Origin of the sequence: Nannocystis bainbridge, from assembly GCF_028368995.1 — a bacterium.
GTDB lineage: Bacteria > Myxococcota_A > Polyangia > Nannocystales > Nannocystaceae > Nannocystis > Nannocystis bainbridge.
The window spans coordinates 436,335-453,643 of record NZ_JAQNDL010000005.1 but is presented as its reverse complement, the minus strand read 5'-3'; the positions used below and the strand labels follow the sequence as shown (position 1 = coordinate 453,643).

Below are 17,309 nucleotides of genomic sequence, written 5' to 3'. Positions count from 1 at the left end.
GGCGCGAACGACCATGACCCGCCGATCGCTGCTGGCCGCGATGCTGGTGGCGCTCGCGTCGGCGCTCCCGGGCTGCAAGGCCGAGGCGCCGCCGAAGACGCCGAAGGAACCGACGGTGACGCTGACGGTTCGCGCCGCGAAGAACAGCAACAACGGCCGACCCCTGCAGGTGGTCGTGCGCACGGCGACGCGCAAGAGCTTCGTCGAGGATGATTACTCGACGGTGGCCCGCCTGGTGGTCCAGCCCGACGAGACGGTGGTCCAGACGCTGGTGGTGCTGCCCGGCCAGGAATCGGTGATCCCGCTGACGTTCGCCAAAGCTCCGGAGGCGATCGCGGTGTACGGGCTGTTCAGCAGCAGCAAGGGCGAGTCGTGGAAGCTGCTCGCCGAGCGGCCGGCGGCGATTGCGGTCATCACCGGCGAGTCGGCCTTCGAGCGGTCCGATGTGCGGGTGCGCGATATTTCGAAAGCGAGAAATTAGAGCGACGTGGCCCAGGAACACGCGGGTGGAGGTTTCGAACACCACGTACCAGCACCATCGCCATATTGCGGAGCCTGACGGCGTAATTGCTGACGCAGCTTGCTGCCCATGGTGATCCTACCTCCCGCGCGGGGCGTGAACATCGATGCCCGACGCCGGAGCGAGCGACGTGGGCACCGGCTATTCGTCTGCATCGCCTGGGAGGGCCTGACGCGGATACAGCAGTTCCGTGGTTTGGAGCAGCCGGTCCATATCCTTGACAGGGCCGATCGGCCCATGCTCTTTTAATCATAAGCGCCATGGCAAGATACGTGTGCAGGGGGAAGTGCTCTTACAATTCAGGGATTCCTCGAGGTGGAGGTCTGTGCGGCTGTAAGCCAGGGCGCAGGTTCAAGTACGAATGTGTGGGGCAGGGGTGCGGCTCCAGATACACCGAGGTAGACATCGTCTCAGGCATGCAGTGCCTGTGCGGCGGGGGCAGGCTGGTCCTGCGGACGGATTTCCCCGAGATCCACGAATTCCCCCTCATCCTCGAGGAACCCAAGCTGAAGCTGAAACTGAAGCCGAGGCCCGAGGAGATCGAGGAGTTCGTATGCATCACCCACCACCTGATCCAGGAGGGCGACACCTACGGCCTCATCTATTCCCTTCTCGTGAACGAGGCCTTCCATGTGAGCGACATCAATCTGTGCGGGCTCTTCTTCGTCGACGACGACGATTACAGCGCGAACAGGGACGGCTACCAGGGCAAGATCGACCGAAGAATGGGGTATTTCGATTCGTTCCGCCTGCGCGAACGAGGTCTGATCAAGCTCGCCAAGTGCGTCTTTACCGACAAAGTCAAGGTCATGAAGTTCGAGCCCGACAGGGACGGCGTCGTCATCTTTGCGAACAGCCAGATCTTCGGCAAGAACACGCGCAAGGTGTCGATCTTCCTCACAGGTGTCGAAAACGACCCGGGAAAGAAGGGGCAACGGGACAGCGACAAGATCCTCGGGCTCATCGCGGAGGACGCGAAGGAGGCACAGCAGCAGGCGCGGTCCGCGTTCATCGAGTGCCTGCGCCCCGCGCTCATCGGGGAGCGGAGGCTTCTGAGGCCGATCGTGAGATTCGGCTACATCAGCTATTCGACGAGCTACGTCCTGCGGTGCGTCAATGAGGTCGGGGCCGTCAAGGTCGCGGGCCACCTGCGAGGGGCGATCCTGGGGGCGACCCGCGAGTACACCAGGGAGAACGAGGTGTTCCTCGGGGATTTCATGGGGGAGGTCTTCGGCAAGTACCTCGTGAAGAAGCAGAGACTCCAGCAAGGCTCGGTGCCAAAGATCGAGGCCCCGAAGGAGGACTTCATCGTCGTGCTCTTTTGGATCCGTGGCGCCAAGGACAGCGAACGTGACGCGATCTTCAAGGTCGAAGGTACCAACGTCGGTAAACCGCAGCACCACACCAACGTGGGTCTTTACAAGTACGTGCGCGAGCTCGTGCGCCGGACCGCCGAGGCGACGGGACGGCCCTACCTCTTCGTGCCGATCGGCGATGAGCTCAAAGATCTAGCGATCGACTCCACAGAGTATGGCTACGTGAAGGGGTCGAAGGAGAACAACCTGATCAATTTCTTCCGTCGCACGACCTTCAAGGACAAGCCGATGGGCGCGCAGATCAACTTCCTGCTGCAGTTCGCCTTGAATTACAAGGTCATCCAGGTGGGCATGCGGAGTGGCTCGATGGAGCGGCTCATGTACCTCGGGGTGCCCACGATCTATTTCGACCGGACGGAGATCGTCGAGGGGTTGATGAACCCGGTGGGCGACTCGCGGATCCTCGACCTCTGCAGCTTCAAGAAGAGGTCTACGCCGCAGCTCCTCGACTACTGCGTGGACGTTATCAAGAGGGTCAGCGACAAGGAGCCGCTGTCGGGCGGGTACCCCCTCTTCTTCCACATCGAGAACACGGACACCGGCGCCCTTAAGTACGCGATGTTCCCGAACTCCCGGGAGGAGAAGAGGAGCAACGTCCTGCTCGCGCGCGCGAAGATCAGCCGCGAGGAGTTCAACGACTTCACCGGGCACCTCAAGATCAAGAACTTTCTGCACTGGATGGAGCTCGAGCAGAACAAGTTCGCAATCGTCAGCGGGCTGAGCGATTCGGAAGCGGCGCTGTTCACGATGATGCTCTGGTTCATCGGCGAGATCCAGCCGTACTACGAACACCTCTTCAAGGATTCTCCCGCGAAGTTTCCGATCTTCTTCAAGCAGAGCAAATTCGTCAAGCAGTACTACCAGCGGATCGAGGAGAACGAGGAAGCCGTCAGGGAGAGGATTCGAGCGAGAGAGCGGCGCGCGAGAGAGAACGCGCAGAGAGAGCGGGAGGACGGCGGGGTCGGTTTCTTCGATATGTTCAACAGCGACGACGGCAATGGCGAATGATGGAATGTGAAGAAGCGTCACGGTATGCCGCTTCTCAAACGGTAGGCCGTCGACATTCGCGCCGTCGTCGGCGCGTCTTTATCCCTTGCCGCCGGCGCTCGCGCTAGATCGACTTCAGGTACTCGATCAGATCGGCCCGCTCGTCGAGCGTCAAGACGAACCCGAGCACTGGTTCGTAATGATCGATGACCGCGCCGAGGTCCGCGAATCGGCCATCGTGGTAGAAGCCGCCCTTCATGCGCGCCCACAGGCCGCGCAGCGGGGTCGTCCGGTAGCGCTCGTCCGGCGAGCGCAGCGCCTGGAACTCGTCGATCCCGATCTCCGCGCCGGTGTGCATCGCCCAGCCCGGCTCCGAGAACAGCGGCGGCACGTGGCACCTTGCGCAATTCGCCTTGCCTGCGAACAGCGCAGCGCCGCGCTCCGCCGCCTCGGCCGAGTACGAGCCTTCGGGCGGGGTCGGCGGCGGGATCGACAGTTGATAATAATGCAGCGCCTCGAGCGTCGGCGTGATCTTGTCGACCGCGTCGCGCTTGTCGTCCCAGCCGGTCTTGGCCACCAGGGGGAACTTGGCGGGGTCGGCCAGGCGAGGGTCGCGGAACGTGCCCTGGCCGTGCATCTGGGTGTTGGCGACGTACGCGTTCCAGTACGGCACCGAGCCCCAGCCCGTGTACGTGTGGAGGTTCTGCCCCGCGAGCCCGTAGGCGGCAGGGATCAGCGTCGCGGCCGAGCGCTTGTCGGGGCGGAAGGCCTTGCCGTCGAGTAGGAGCTCGGCGTCGTACTTGCCGGGGCCCCAGCTGCGCAGCACGCTGCGGATCGCCGCGGCGTCGAGCCCGAGGATGTCGACCAGGGGCCCCAGGTCGGGGGCCATCGCCACGATCGCGCCGACGTCGAGGTCGCGGTTGGGCCAGCCGTCGAGGCGGCGGCCGATGCCCTCGGCCAGCGAGTCGTCGACCGTCGAATGGCACAGCGCGCAGGTGATGCCGAGCGATGTCAGCTGTTCGCCGGCGAAGGTCGCGCGCAGGCCGACGATCGCGTCTCGCCGCAGTAGATCGAGGGTGGTGTCGACGCTTTCGAGGTCGAGCGCATCGTCCTGGATGCCCTGGACGATCATCGGCCAGAGTCGGTCGCGGTCGACCTTCAGGCCGCTCTTGACCGCCAGCGCCGCCGTCAGCCCCGGGCCGACGCCGCCGTGGAGCTCGCCCGCGATCGCGTGGTGGAGCCGCAGCTTGCCGCCCCAGAAGCTCTCGCTGCCCATCGTGTCGTCGCGGAAGATCGCCTGGCCGCGCACGAACAAATCGCTGCGGTGAACCTCGATCTCCGCGTCCCAGCTGCGCAGCTCCATGGATTCACGCGCGGAGCGGTCGTCGCCGCACGCTCCCATGATTGCCGCGATGATCAGCGCTCGCCTCGCCACTCGCATGAACACACCTCCCGAATCCTGGGAGGGTGTACGGTCCTTCCAGACCGGCAACCTGGCGCCCCGCACGAACGTGGGCGCGGCCACACGCCGTCGTCCGCGCGCGTGGAAGTATCCGGCCGCGCTCGGATGTCGGTGACGCCGAGCAGCGTCGGCGCCACGCCCGACCCCGAGGCCGCGGGGCAGAGCGCGGCTCGTGAGGCCGCCGCGGCGCCCGCTGGCACCGGCCTGCGAGCTTCGGGGGCCGCGCCCGTCGTGCCATCGAACGCTGACTCATGGCCCGTCGCGCCGGCGAGGACGCGCCGACGGCTCGGGGTGCACGAGACGCCCGGGTCCCGAGCCCGAAGCGGTCGTCATGGCCTCGCAGCTCGGCGGTCGACGCTGTCGAGCGGGCTCCGCCGTGCCTGGTCGGCTCGCACAGGCTCGGGGAAAAATTTTTAAAACCTGTTCAAAATTTCGAGGCGTCTTTGGTTCATTGGGTCATGAAGGCCACATCTCGTCGAATTTTTTAATGTGTTGTAAAAAAATAATCGACCCTCTACCTTGCGGGATATTCCGGTGGCGCGTCGATCGATGGGGTCGAGCGGGCTCGGACGCATGACCTGCACGCCCGGGGAGGCCCTCGATGTTTCGCTCGAAACGCACCGCATCACGCTGTTCCATCGCTCTCGCCACCTCGTTGCTGCCCGCGTTCGGGTGCGTTGACACGCCGCCTGCCGAGACCACCGGCACCGGCGAGGGGCCCACCACGGGGGACACCGCCGGGGGCGGGAGCACCACCACGGACGGGGTGGTGCCGACCACGGGCGAGCCCAACAGCGGCGACGGCAGCAGCAGCGAGGGCAGCAGCGACAGCAGCAGCAGCAGCGGCGGCGAGCCGGCGGGCTGCGACGCTTCGAGCCCCTATTACGTCGAGCCCTACTTCGACGCCACGCCGCCGGCCGCCGACGAATTGCTGTGGAGCAGCCACGGCGGCTGGGCGCTGTGGGACTTCTGCCAGTGCCAGCCGGACGACACCGTGCTGCCCGAGGACCCGCGGGCGATGGTGCAGCCGGGCGTCAGCGATGGCCGGGCGGTCGCCTTCAACGCGTTCTGGAAGGACTGCCACGTCGACCCGGAGCTCGTGCAGGAGGTCGGCGCGGCCAGGACCTGCGGCGAGCTGCGCGAGCGCGCCAAGCGGGGCAGCGCCCTGCTGACGCCGAGCTCGATCGGCTCGGGCGCGCTGTTCTCGGGGACCGAGCCGCAGGACATCACGGCGGGCTTCGGCATCGCCACGTTTCCGGCGACCCAGTTCAACAAGCTCTGGCAGATCTGGGGCTTCCAATCGCGGCCCGACAACTTCGACGAGCTGGTGTCGCAGCGCTACGGCGCGCCGTTCGGATCGACGCCGAACCCGTATCCGCTGCCGGGCGAGGATCCGAACCTCACCAACGGCGGCTCGGGTCGGCTGCCGCAGTTCTTCACGCACTTGCGCGGGCCCGACGGCACGTGGACCGGCAAGATCGGCATCACCTGCCAGGGCTGCCACTCCGGCAGCATCGGCGCCGCGGAGGACGGCCCCGGCCTCGGGCTGATGCTCGGCAGCGGCAGCCCGCTCGCCGATCACAACCTCTTCCTGCGCGACATGCTCCCGCTCGGCTACCTCGCCTCGGCGGCGACGATCGCCAACCTCAACCGCACCCGCGGGGTCAACAACGCCAGCGACGTGAACCTCGCCTTTTTGTTCCCCGACGAGGAGGGGTTCGATCTACAGACACTATGGGGCGTGCTCACCTCCGGATCGACCGCGGGCATGAACACGCCGTCGTGGTGGAACATGGGCCACCGCGCGTTGAAGTTCGTCGACGGGACGTTCCCGATGGACGCGCCGCGCGTCGACATGGTGTTCTACACCCCGTTCTTCGGCCTCTTCGGCGGCATCCTCGGTCAGCTCAGCGAGTCCGGGCAGGACTGGATGCGCCAGCACGCCCCCGACGCGAATGACTGGATCGTGACGCTCAAGGCGCCCCGCTATCCGTTCGCCATCGACGAGGGGCTGGCGAGCAGCGGCGCCGTCCACTTCCACACGCTCGACCTGTGGGCGCCGGAGCGCAAGAACCCGATCAAAAACCCCAAGGCCGGCAACGGCTCGTGCTCGAGCTGCCACGGGGCCTACGCGCCGCGCTTCTTCAACGACCTGGCGTGGCTGGCCCGGCCGGAGCTCGAGGGCGTGGCCAGCTACATCACCCCGCTCGACGTCATCGGCACCGACCCGGTGCGCATGGAGACCAACAACGAGGCGGTGCAGGTGGCCGGCGCGAAGAACTTCTTCGGCTACCCCGAGACCGCGGGCACCGACCAGGACTGCGGCCCGCAGAACCGCGAGGACCTGCGCGGCGATCGCGAGCTCGGCTACCTCGCGCCGCCGCTCCACGGGGTGTGGGCGACGGCGCCGTACCTCCACAACGGGTCGGTGCCCAACATCTGGGAGATCTTGCAGCCCGCGGCGCGCAAGAACATCTGGCTGCGACTTTCGACGCCGCCCCGGCCCGATCAGGCGGGCGATGTGGTGATGGGCTACGACACCAGCCTCACCGCCTTCGACGCCGAACGGGTCGGCTGGTACTACCAGGAGATCGCGTGCGAGATGAAGGGCCTGAACCAGCCCGACGTGTCGCCGTACATCGATTGTGTGCCCGGCAGCGACAACGACCCGCTGGTGCAGCTGCTCCTCGGCACGCTGTATTCGAACTTCATCGGGGTGTGGAACATCCTCTATCCGCCGATCCTCACCGAGAAGCAGATGGAGGAGCGCAAGATCTACAACACGCACATGCACGGCCAGGGCAACGAAGGCCACGAGTTCACGGCGGTGCTCACCGACGAGGAGCGGCTGGCGATCCTCGAGTACCTCAAGACGCTGTGACAGGGCGCCGTCGGGGCCGCTGCCGTCAAGGCGGTCCGTGACGGCGCTGCCAGAAGGGTGCGTCGGGCCACCGACGCTCGCGGGCGTAAGTGGCCGAGCGGTGCTCGAGGTAGCGCTCGTAGAGCCGGCAGGCGTGCTCGCCATACGCCGGCAGCCTGCCGCGGTCGCCGTCGAGGGCCGCGACGACGGCCTTCGCGGCGGCATCGGCGGTGAGCAGGGCATCGACGAGGCCCTGCGACGACAGCGGATCGACCGAGAAGGCCGCGTCACCGACCGCGAGCCACCTGTCCCCAAAGACATGAGATAGCCGGCCGGTCCGCGCGTCCGCGCCGCGAGGGGCCTCGAGCGGCTGGTAGGCGTGCGCCGCCAGAGTGGCGGCGACGAAGCGCGTGCTCCTCAGTTGCGACTCGAACTCGGCGCGCGCCGAGCTGCTGCCCGGCGCGTGATCGCGGAGCAGGGCGACGACCCGCTCGCCCGAGGGCACCCGCACCGTGTACCACCAGCCGTACGCCGCGGCCTCGACGAGCACGCGGGTGTCGCGGTCGCCGGGGACGCCGGGGCGGCAGCGGATGTAGGTCGCCACGAGCGCATCGATGCAGGTCCGCGTCGCGCCGAGCCGATGGGCGAGCACGGCCGGCCGACCCGAGGCGTCGATCGCGAATGCGGGCACCAGGAGGGTGCCGTCGTCGAGGCGCAATTCGAGGGCCTCGTCGCCGCGCGGGGCGGCGCCGACGAGGCGGGCGATTCGCAGCACCGCGCCGCCCTCGCAGGCCCAGCGGCGCAGGCCGTCGTCGAATCGTGCGCGGTCGAGGATCCACCCGGGCCCGTACGGCCCGCCGATATGATCGTACACGCCGAGGTCATCGCTACCCCACGCGGAGAGGGTCCCGTGGCCGGGCAGGGTGCCGCCCAGCGGCAGGAGCCCGAGCGCCTGCAGCAGGGGCCGGGCGGCCGGGGGGAGCCCTTCACCGATCCGGAAGCCCTCGGGCCGCGGATCGATCAGCGTCACGGCGAGCCCGGCGCGCGCGAGCAGCCCTGCCGCGAGCGCGCCGGCCGGCCCCGCGCCGATGACGGCGACTTCGCTCATCACCGCGCCGGCTTGTGGACGGGCACCGGCCATTCGTGCGGCTGGAGCTTCTCGGCCACGCCCTTCAGCGGGGCGGGGCGGCCGCCCGTGGCGACGCGGAGCTGAGCCGGCACGCCCGGGATGTCGCTCGGACCCGGCTGCACCTCGAGCAGCCCCATCTCCTGGAATTCATGGACCATCTGTTTCATCTGCGCCGGCGCGTCGCCGCTGAGGCGCGCGTTCCAGTCGGTGCGCGCGGCGAAGGCGTCGCGCCGGGTCTCGAGTGGTTGCGAGCTGTCCATGAGCACGCGGTATTGCTCGAGCGTGAGCACCTGGTTGGGCACCCGCGCCGGCCAGAAGCTGGGGATGAAGGGGTCGTAGTGCTCGTCGTAGCCGGCGCGGCAGAACGCAGTGTCGGCTTGCCATGGCAGCCCCATCCAGCGCGTGAGGTCGCCCGGACCTTGCTCGTACAGCGGGCCGTCCGGGCCGAGCGCCACCGGCTGCGTCAGCTTCGGGCCGTAATCCGGCGCCGGGGTGCCCGCCGGGCGCTGACGGATCCGGAACGGCCGGGCGAACATCGTCAGGTGGCGGACCGGCCAGGTCACCTCGCAGCCGGGGTGGAAGGCGTCGGCGAGCGCGTGCTCGAGCGACGCACGGTCGAGCATCGCCGGCTGTTCGGCCAGCGGCACCTGCTCGATCGCGGCGTACGTCGGCAGCGCGGCCGCGAAATCATCGACGAACTCCCCCGCGACCCATTTCGCCAGGACCTGCTCCTGCGTCCGCGTGATCGTGGCGTTCTGCCGCGGGTTGTCGATCGCCACCGACTCCATCGCGTCGCCGTAGAGCCACGGCCAGGGCAGCTGATTGCCGTCCGTCGGGCTCGACGGGCGGAAGCAATTGGCGATCTGCCGCCGGAGCTCCTGGTTGCGATCGTAGCCGTCTGGCGCCGGCCTCCACGCGAGCTCGGCGGCGAAGGCCCGATCGTCGAAGTCGAGCCGCGAGCCGGCCCCGTACGCGACCGCGAAGCCGCGATTGTTCCACTGTAAGCCGGTCAGGCGGCGCAGCAGCGGCCACACGTCGTGCTTGAAGGTGATGTCGCGCGGCGCCGCCTGCCAGCCCGCTTGCACGTACATATCGACGAGCAGATCGTGCAGCGTGCGGACGCCGAGGACCCCGGGACCGTAGTCCGGCGGCGCGGTGACGACCCAGGCGCCCTCGACGGGGATCTCGGCGCCCTCGATGCGGACGGTCGCGGTGACGGGGCCGTCGGAGGTGTCGTCATACCAACCGTCGGCGTTGATGAAGGTCGTCGGGATCTTGTCATTGTAGATCGGTTGGTTGGTCGGCGAGGCGGAAGTGCCATGGCCCCCGAGGAACACCAGGCGGCCGACCTCGTCGGTGCGGAGCTGGCCGAGGCGAACCGGGGTGCCCTGGAATTCGCCGTCGATCGTCGAGCCGACGGTGGACACGCCGCGGACCTCGACCGGACCGCCGTCGATCACGAGCTCCGCGCGATCGGCCGGCTTCACGCCGGCGTTCCGCAGCGGCAGCGCCAGGGCCTCCGCCTCGGGGATGTCGAGCGCCATCTGCCACTGGTACCAGGCGGCCTTGTGATTGGCGACGTGGACCCGCCACGTGATGTCGGCGGTGTTGGCGGTGATCTCGCCGACGACGTCGCCGGCGGCGTTGTAGCCGTAGATCCGGAAGCGCGCGGCCTGCCGCTTGAACGCCCCGGTCGAGTCGCGCCAGGCCCCCACGGGCGCGGGCGGTGCGTCGACGACCTCGGGGCCGTAGAGGAATTCATGCTCGCTGTTGCCGACGCGGGCGATGCCGATCGCAGGGTGGATGGCCGCGCGCACGATCCGGCGATCGACGGCGGTGGGGTACGGACGACCGCCGTCCCAGGTGTCGGGCCGCGGCGCGGTCGGCTCGCCGCGCGGCTGGCCATTGACGTCGCGGCGATTGTCGGCAGAGGCGCGGTAGACGACCCGGCGCGCGTCGGAGATGCTGCCGGCCGGCGCGTGGGCGGGCAGGGCGTGCCATGGGTTGTAGGCCAGGTTCTCGCCGTACGCCGATTGTCCGCGGGCGTCGAGGTCCTGCTGCGGGAGCACCAGGGTGCCGACGCGCACCGGCGGGCTCTCGCGCTCCGACCATTCCACGGTCGCGCGATCGAGCGGCATGTCCGCCTGCTTCAATTGCACGTAGAACCCGAAGCGGGCCTCGCCGGCGGCCATACGCCGGTGGAGGTCGGCGCGCAGGTAGGTCGGATCCGCGACGTCGACCGGCGGACCCTCGCCGGCAGCCTCGGGCACCAGCTTGTACTTGACGTGCCGCTGGCCGAAGCTGTACGGCAGGACGCTCCAATACGGCGAGTCCAGCGCCGAATCGACCTTCTTCTCCATGTCCTTCAGGATCTGGGCGGTCACCGGGTTGTCGGCCAGCCACGCGTCGAGCTGACCGTTCAGCGAGGCGCAGGTGAACGCGCACATCTTGGCGGCGTCATCGACGAAGAAGACCGGGTGATTCTGCAGGATGAAGTCGTGCGTCCGCGCCTCGGTGTCGGGCTCGAGCAGCTTCGGACCTTCGACATCGAACAGCTTGATACCGATGCCCAGAGTGCCGCCGAGATCCGGCCGCCCCGGCTGGAGGTCGCTCGAGAAGCGGACCCACGCGCGGTGGGACGCGCCCGGCACGAATAGGCCGACCCGTAGCTCCTCCGGCAAGTCCGGGCTGATCTCGAAGCGCCCGAACGCGACGCCGTGCAGCCGCAGGAAGACCGGGCGCGTCGCGGGATCGCGGCCGGTGGCGAGGGCCCGATTTTGGGCGAATCGCACGAACATTCGCTCGAGGCCGCCGATCGGATCGTTGTCACAGTCGCAGGGAGGCGCAGGAGGGCTGAATTCACCGGGCGCGGGCATCATCACCTCTTTTCGCCGGGGACGGTACACCAGGACCCGGCGACCTGACAATGGCGTGTCCACGATCCAGCGCCCCGGGATATCGCGTTAATGCTCATTGTCGATAAAAACGGTGTATTCGCGCGATGGGAGCAGTCGTCGGAGAGCGAACGAGGGACGACCGTCGTTCGCCCGCACGAGCTCGACGCACGGGCCCCGGCCGCGCCGCAAATCGCTGGTCCTGTGGATCGCGGTGACTGGCGAGCACGTCCACCGCCCGTCCGCTCGCGCTCGCGCTCTGCCGCGGCCGAGGGGCTGGACCGAGCGACGCGACGGGTCCGCCTGCGCTGGGCCCTGTACGACCGCGCACCAGGGGCCGAGTGCGCGGGACCTCGAGCCCGCCACGAAGTTGCTGCGCTCTGCGCTGGCCTCGCGGAAGCCGTGCTGCTGGGCGCCCGATCCCTCGCGCGTCCCGTGCTCGGGCATCGGCCCCGGCGCCGAGCTCAACGAGCCGTCTCGATGCACTCGATGCATTCGACGCGTCTCGTGCTCGACACCCTCGACGGGACAACGAGCAGAGGTCCCGCGCTTCGCGGCGCTCCCGACGCCTGTGCATCGCAGCGTCCAGCGGCTCGCCCGGACGCATGCTTCGCGTGGTTGCACCCTCGGCGAAGCTGCGCATAGTCGCGGACCATGATCGCCAGGATTTCTCCGCTGCTGCTCGTCGGTCTGCTCAGTCTGTCAGGTTGCAAGGAGGACGGCGCGACCGCCAACTCCGCCATCTCCGAGCTGCCCGTGAACAAGAAGGTCTCCGACCTGACCGCGGCCGAGCAACAGCAGCTCTGCGAGGGCGCCGCTGCCTTCGTCGCGCGAGAGATCACGCCAGACGACGTGCGACGCGCGCTGTGTTCGCTGCAGGGCATCCTGATCGCGGGCACGCTGGGCGACGGCAGCGTCGACGCCTGCGTCACCGCGCGCGACGAGTGCCTCGGCTCGCCCGAGGAGCCCGGCGCGGTCGAGGCGGGCGGAAAAGGCTGTGAGCTGGCCTGGGACACCTGCGCGACGACGATCGGCGAGCTCGATGCGTGCATGGAGGAGGTCGTCACCGAGCTCGAGGCGCTCTACAAAGAGCTCGATTGCGGCAACATCAAGAACTACCAGGGCAAGATGCCGAGCCCGGAGCCCGAGCTCGGTGAGGCGTGCCAGCGCGTGCAGAACCGGTGCCCGGGCTTCCTGCCCGGGAACCTGCTGACCCCCCCCGAGGGGCCGCCCACCTCCTGAGCCCACCCGCGAGCCCTGCGGCGTCCACCTGCCCACCGGCTTGCGCCGTGCAGCGGCGGTCGAGACGCCGGCGAAGGCCGCGGCCAGGCGCGCCTACAGCCCCTGCCGCCGGCGCTCGCGCTGGACGAAGAGGTAAAGGCTCTCGACCTTCTCGCGGGCCCAGGGGGTCTTGCGCAGGAACTTGAGGCTCGACGGCACGCTCGGCTCGCTGGTGAAGCAGCGGATCGAGATTTGCTGGCCGAGCTCTTCCCAGCCGAAGAAGGCCACCAGGTCGTTGACCATGGCCTCGAGGGTGATGCCGTGCAGCGGATCTTTGGGCTTGGGGGTCGTCGTCACTTCAGCACCCGGGCGCGGAACGACCGGCCCTTGATCTTGCCGGCGCGCAGCCCCTTCAAGGCCAGCTCGGCCCGGTCGCTGCGGATCGCCACGTAGGTGTGGCGCGCCAGGATGTCGATCTTGCCGACGACCTCGCCCGGGAGGCCGATGTCGCCGGTGAGCGCCCCGAGCAGGTCGCCGGCGCGCAGCTTGTCCTGTCGGCCGCCCTCGATGACGAGGGTCGTCATCGGCGGCCGCGTCGGTCGGTCGCCGTCGGACCTGGGCAATGATTCCCAGCGGACCGGGGCCGCCTGCGCGCGCTCGATCGCCGCGACCCGCTCGCGCTCGTACGGCGAGCACAGCGCCAGCGCCCGCCCCTTGTGCCCGGCGCGGCCGGTGCGGCCGATCCGGTGCAGGTGCACGTCGGGATCGGTGGGCAGCTCCCACGAGACGACGGCCGCGAGCTCCCGGATGTCGAGGCCGCGGGCCGCGACGTCGGTCGCCACCAGCACGGCGCAGCTCTTGTTGGCGAAGCGCAGCAGCACCTCGTCGCGCTCGCGCTGCTCCAGCTCGCCGTGCAGCGCCAGCACCGAGAAGCCGCGCCCGGCGAGCTGGGCGCTGACCTCGCGGACATCGTTGCGGGTGTGGCAGAACACCAGCGCCGATTCGGGGCGGTGCTGCGACAGCAAGGCGGCGAGGGCGTCGAGCTTGCGGGCCGGCTCGACCGCGAAGAAAGTCTGCTCGATGTCGGCGCGGCTGACGACGTTGTCGACGGTGACGGCCACGGGGCTGCGCTGCAGCCGGCGGCTCAGCGCCCGGATGTCCTCGGGGTAGGTCGCCGAGAACAGCAGGGTCTGCCGCGAGCTCGGGGTCTTTTCGACGACCGCGGTGATGGGCTCGAGGAAGCCCATGTCGAGCATGCGGTCGGCCTCGTCGAGCACCAGGACGCGCAGGTCGGACAGCTCGAGGTTGCCCCGCGCCAGGTGATCGAGGATCCGCCCCGGGGTGCCGACGACGACGTGGGGAGCGGTCTGCAGCGCCGGCTTCTGTGTGCGCACCGGCACGCCGCCGCACAGGGTCACGACCCGCAGGTTGGCGATGAACCGCGCGAGGCGCCGGAGGACGGTGCTTACCTGATCGGCGAGCTCCCGGGTCGGACAGAGCACGAGCACCTGCACGTGGGCCAGGTCGACTTCGACGCGGGCCAGCGCGGCCAGGCCGAACGCGACGGTCTTGCCGCTGCCGGTGCGCGCCTGGGCGATGACGTCCCTGGCTTCGAGCAGGCTCGGCAGCGCGTGCGCCTGGACCGGCGTCATGTGCGTCAGGCCGAGCACCGCGAGCGCCTGGGCCAGCGGCGGCGCCAGCGGGAGCGCGGCGAAGGTCTCCTGCAGCGCGGCTGCCGGCGGTTCTGGCGTTGTCGTCGTCTCCGTCATGCTCCGCCGAGGCGGCGCGCACCCTAGCCCAGCGGGCAGGCCCCCCGCAAGCCCGAGGCGCCTGGCTCACGGCCGTCCGCGCGTGGGGGAGAGCGCGCGGGCGGCCGTGATGCGCGGCCGTGATGCGCGCATCCAGGGGCCGATCGAGGGTCGTCGGCTCGAACCGCCGCGAGCCCGGCGGACTCGCCCCGGATTTCCTCGGGAGGATTCATGATGAAAGGACATGCGTCACGCTGTCGGATCTCGGACGGGGAAATACCTTGGACGCGTGATTGGCACCGAACGCGGCTGAATGTCGATTGTCAGGTCGGGCGCCAGAGGCCCGGCGGTCCTTGCCGATGCAACGGTCTGCGACCATCCTCGAATGGCATGTACGACGTAATCGTGATCGGCGGCGGGCCTGCGGGGCTCAGCGCGGCGCTCGTACTCGGACGCAGCGTCCGCAGCGTGCTCGTGTGCGAGGGCGGGGACCACCGGAACGACGCCTCGCGCGCGGTCCACGGCTTCCTCTCGCGCGACGGGACCCCGCCGTCGTTCTCGTTATCTTCGTCGCAGCGGTTCGCGGCGGTCGAGCACTTCGGGGGACCGGCCTTCGCGCGACGCGGACCATGACCGACTTGTGACGCGCGTGCGGGCGCTGTTCGTCCCGGTGCTCATCGCGGACGAATGACGCCGTGAGGTTCGGTATCTCGCCGATCTGGGCGCGCTCGTGTGGAGTTGGGGCATCGCCCCACCGGAAGGTAATGCTCCGGTATAATCTGCCGGATTGCATTGCCCCGGTACCGCAGGGGAAAATCGGCCGGTAGGCGGACCGCACGACGCAGCGAGTCGCTCGTGATTCGGCCGCCGCCGCGCAGGTCGAGCTCGAACGGCGCGAGGGGCTTCGGCGCAGCGGCCCGCGCGGCGAGCACCTCTGTAATCCGTTCGTCCTTCCACTCGCGGTCGAGCGCGCGATCGTGCGATCGAGATCGACCTTTTTCCCGCCGCGTGCGCGCATGAGCTCGAGCAACCGGTCCTGGCACGCCCGTGCCCACGCGCCCTCCTTCACGATCGCGCGCGCGAGGATCTGCTCGGCGCGGCGGAGGTCGCCGTCGCGCTCGGCCATTTCGGCCGCGAGCAGCGCGACGTCCGGCCGGGTCGGCCACAGCTCGTGTGCACGCGAGATGTCGGCCCGCGCCTCCTCCAGCCGTGCCGCGCGCAGGTGCACGAGCCCCGCGGCTGCGCACTCGCGCGTTCGCCGTCGGCCTCGCTCGCGGCAGCCAGGCCGGCGAAGCTGAGTTCAAGCGTCGTGGTCGCTCGGGCGGGCCGCAGACCGACCCTGGCGCGCTTCTACGAGCGATCGAGGCCGCCCGTCGCCGGGGTCGTCCGGCGGGTTTCAGCGGCAGGGAGGTTCGGCGAGTGAGCCAGCGCGGCGAAGTCGGCGGTCGAGGTGGTCACACCTGAGCGGCTCCGATGAACGCGCGCACCGTGTCGCGCGGCGAATGTAAGGAGGACGGGCAAAAATGATTGGGCATAGTTCGGGCGCGGCCGGAGTTTCTCCATGCATAGGACCGCTGGCGGACGTCGATTGGCGTCTTTTCAAAAGCGCCGTCGCATGAACGCAATTCACGGGTCTGCGCGGACCCGTTCACTGCGATCACGCGAAAAATCCTGGCGAAACTATTGGCAAGGTCAGGTGCCGCTGCTACAAGAGTTCGACCGGCCTGGTCGTCACTGTAGACGCTCGGGCCGGCGCGTCCTTCCGGGGCATTCTTGACTTCCTTACTCACTTGCTTTCGCCTGAGAGAGCTTATTGATGCGCCTTCCAGCCGACATCCCGTCGCCCTCGTGCACCGCGGTGCGGTGGTGCTCCGTGGCGGTTCGCCATGACGTGTGCGTCATGGTGCGTCGCTACGGTCGCGGGTTCGGCGGTGATGTGCTGGTGAATCATTTCGGTGGCGTCCGCGAAACCCGCGGCGACGGTGCCGAGTCAGAGGCACACCGTCGCAAGCGGCCCCGCCACGGCCGCCGCGCCTCCGGGTAGCGGCGATCGTGCGCGGGACCGGGCGAACGAGCCCTCGCACCGACTTACATTAAATTGAACTGAACTGAACTCAATGGATTGGACCATGCTTAAGACAACGAAGCAGAGAGACGACGAGGAGAAGCTGCCCAAGTTCGAGTTTCGCACGCTCGGCGCGGACGAGCTGTGCCAGGTGAAGGGCGGAATGGCCCCGGAGACCGGCGCCACGCAATGCGGCTGCCACGTCGACGGCGTCTGCGACTCCTGCGACTGACGAGGCGCTCGCCCTCGGCGCCACCTACCGACAATCTTCGCCCCGTCGGCGGGCTGGACAACGCGGGCAACGCACATCGCGGCTTCCAGATCGCCGGCCTCCCCTCGGACCATCCGACCGGCGGACAGACGGGGATCTTCCGGAGATCCAGGGACGGCGTCGGTCCCGGGTCGTGGGACGTTGCGCGAACCGCTCGGAGGGGGCCTCTTCTTACGAAGACTGGTTGCCAGGGGCGGGTGCCTGGTCGACGGGCGAACGGGGACGCCGATTTCGATGACGGATCGGTCGCGCTGCGGAGATGACCATGTCGTGCTCAGCGCTGATTCGCATCCAATCGTCTGCCCCCCACCGTACCGACGAGCGCCCAACGCCGACGAGGACAAACTCCTGATAGCGCCGTCGTGGTGACAGACAGGGGTCTCTGAACCTTTGTCATGCTGCGCGGATTCGGCGGCGGCAGTGCCAGAACGTCCAGATGACTTCAGTAAAAGTCGCGTTCGGCCTCCCGGTTGCATCTTGCTCGGCCTCCCGGAGACCAAACGCTTCATCTGCTACTTACTTACTTACTTACTTACTTACTTACTTACTTACTTACTTACTCACTTACTCACTTACTCACTTACTCACTTACTCACTTACTCACTTACTCACTTACTCACTTACTCACTCACCACTCACTCACTCACATCCTATTGCGGCTCTTTGCCAGAAGTTCCGCGGGCGTGGGTACACGTCCGCAGTTTGCTTCGACGCAGAGGTCGTTCTGCGGGCCTGCGAGGCATTCCCCGCCGTGAATCTGCGGAGCCTCCCGGCGC

The 17,309-nt window shown here is 68.4% G+C and carries 12 protein-coding genes; 6 read left to right on the top strand and 6 right to left on the bottom strand.

Features of this window, described 5'->3' with window-relative positions; genetic code table 11:
• Positions 1 to 13: 13 nt before the first annotated feature.
• Positions 14 to 481, top strand: a complete 468-nt coding sequence (tssJ, locus tag POL25_RS42125) for a type VI secretion system lipoprotein TssJ (protein WP_272092100.1) — start codon at positions 14 to 16, stop codon at positions 479 to 481.
• Between the two features lie 455 nt (positions 482 to 936).
• A complete protein-coding gene (locus POL25_RS42120) occupies positions 937 to 2,904 on the top strand; it encodes a hypothetical protein (RefSeq protein ID WP_272092099.1) in 1,968 nt (655 codons plus the stop codon).
• A 103-nt stretch (positions 2,905 to 3,007) separates the two neighbouring features.
• On the opposite strand, the gene POL25_RS42115 is transcribed toward POL25_RS42120, so the two are convergent.
• Positions 3,008 to 4,285 carry a hypothetical protein gene (locus tag POL25_RS42115; RefSeq protein WP_272092098.1) on the bottom strand — a complete coding sequence of 426 codons (1,278 nt, stop codon included), beginning with the start codon at positions 4,283 to 4,285 and terminating at the stop codon, positions 3,008 to 3,010.
• A 715-nt stretch (positions 4,286 to 5,000) separates the two neighbouring features.
• Between POL25_RS42115 and roxB the strand changes: the two genes are divergently transcribed.
• Positions 5,001 to 7,226, top strand: a complete 2,226-nt coding sequence (roxB, locus tag POL25_RS42110; RefSeq protein ID WP_272092097.1) for a rubber dioxygenase RoxB — start codon at positions 5,001 to 5,003, stop codon at positions 7,224 to 7,226.
• Positions 7,227 to 7,251: 25 nt separating this feature from the next.
• Here roxB and POL25_RS42105 read toward each other — a convergent pair whose 3' ends face one another.
• Positions 7,252 to 8,313, bottom strand: a complete 1,062-nt coding sequence (locus tag POL25_RS42105) for a tryptophan 7-halogenase (RefSeq protein WP_272092096.1) — start codon at positions 8,311 to 8,313, stop codon at positions 7,252 to 7,254.
• Positions 8,313 to 11,126, bottom strand: coding sequence for a LodA/GoxA family CTQ-dependent oxidase (locus tag POL25_RS42100; RefSeq protein ID WP_272092095.1), 2,814 nt, complete (start codon positions 11,124 to 11,126; stop codon positions 8,313 to 8,315). The genes POL25_RS42105 and POL25_RS42100 overlap by 1 nt, the downstream gene beginning before the upstream one ends.
• Before the next feature lie 756 nt (positions 11,127 to 11,882).
• Between POL25_RS42100 and POL25_RS42095 the strand changes: the two genes are divergently transcribed.
• Positions 11,883 to 12,470 (top strand): hypothetical protein, encoded by a 588-nt coding sequence (locus POL25_RS42095; protein ID WP_272092094.1) that lies wholly within the window; start codon positions 11,883 to 11,885, stop codon positions 12,468 to 12,470.
• Positions 12,471 to 12,563: 93 nt separating this feature from the next.
• Here POL25_RS42095 and POL25_RS42090 read toward each other — a convergent pair whose 3' ends face one another.
• Positions 12,564 to 12,806: a VF530 family protein gene (locus tag POL25_RS42090; RefSeq protein WP_272092093.1), complete on the bottom strand. Its 243-nt coding sequence runs from the start codon at positions 12,804 to 12,806 to the stop codon at positions 12,564 to 12,566.
• Complete coding sequence (gene dbpA, locus POL25_RS42085; protein WP_272092092.1) at positions 12,803 to 14,218, bottom strand: ATP-dependent RNA helicase DbpA; 1,416 nt, start codon at positions 14,216 to 14,218, stop codon at positions 12,803 to 12,805. Before dbpA ends, POL25_RS42090 begins: the two co-directional genes overlap by 4 nt.
• A gap of 369 nt (positions 14,219 to 14,587) precedes the next feature.
• Between dbpA and POL25_RS42080 the strand changes: the two genes are divergently transcribed.
• Positions 14,588 to 14,830: an FAD-dependent oxidoreductase gene (locus tag POL25_RS42080; protein WP_272092091.1), complete on the top strand. Its 243-nt coding sequence runs from the start codon at positions 14,588 to 14,590 to the stop codon at positions 14,828 to 14,830.
• An 821-nt stretch (positions 14,831 to 15,651) separates the two neighbouring features.
• On the opposite strand, the gene POL25_RS42075 is transcribed toward POL25_RS42080, so the two are convergent.
• Complete coding sequence (locus tag POL25_RS42075; protein WP_272092090.1) at positions 15,652 to 15,987, bottom strand: hypothetical protein; 336 nt, start codon at positions 15,985 to 15,987, stop codon at positions 15,652 to 15,654.
• A 339-nt stretch (positions 15,988 to 16,326) separates the two neighbouring features.
• Here POL25_RS42075 and POL25_RS42070 point away from each other — a divergent pair, with 339 nt between their 5' ends.
• Positions 16,327 to 16,494, top strand: coding sequence for a hypothetical protein (locus POL25_RS42070; protein ID WP_272092089.1), 168 nt, complete (start codon positions 16,327 to 16,329; stop codon positions 16,492 to 16,494).
• Positions 16,495 to 17,309 lie beyond the last annotated feature (815 nt).

What these genes read in the sequence shown, in the direction of transcription:
- tssJ (WP_272092100.1), top strand. Translation starts at nt 14, where the DNA reads ATGACCCGCCGATCGCTGCTGGCCGCGATGCTGGTGGCGCTCGCGTCG.
- POL25_RS42120 (WP_272092099.1), top strand. Translation starts at nt 937, where the DNA reads ATGCAGTGCCTGTGCGGCGGGGGCAGGCTGGTCCTGCGGACGGATTTC.
- POL25_RS42115 (WP_272092098.1), bottom strand. Translation starts at nt 4,285, where the DNA reads ATGGGAGCGTGCGGCGACGACCGCTCCGCGCGTGAATCCATGGAGCTG.
- POL25_RS42105 (WP_272092096.1), bottom strand. Translation starts at nt 8,313, where the DNA reads ATGAGCGAAGTCGCCGTCATCGGCGCGGGGCCGGCCGGCGCGCTCGCG.
- POL25_RS42095 (WP_272092094.1), top strand. Translation starts at nt 11,883, where the DNA reads ATGATCGCCAGGATTTCTCCGCTGCTGCTCGTCGGTCTGCTCAGTCTG.
- dbpA (WP_272092092.1), bottom strand. Translation starts at nt 14,218, where the DNA reads ATGACGGAGACGACGACAACGCCAGAACCGCCGGCAGCCGCGCTGCAG.
- POL25_RS42080 (WP_272092091.1), top strand. Translation starts at nt 14,588, where the DNA reads ATGTACGACGTAATCGTGATCGGCGGCGGGCCTGCGGGGCTCAGCGCG.
- POL25_RS42070 (WP_272092089.1), top strand. Translation starts at nt 16,327, where the DNA reads ATGCTTAAGACAACGAAGCAGAGAGACGACGAGGAGAAGCTGCCCAAG.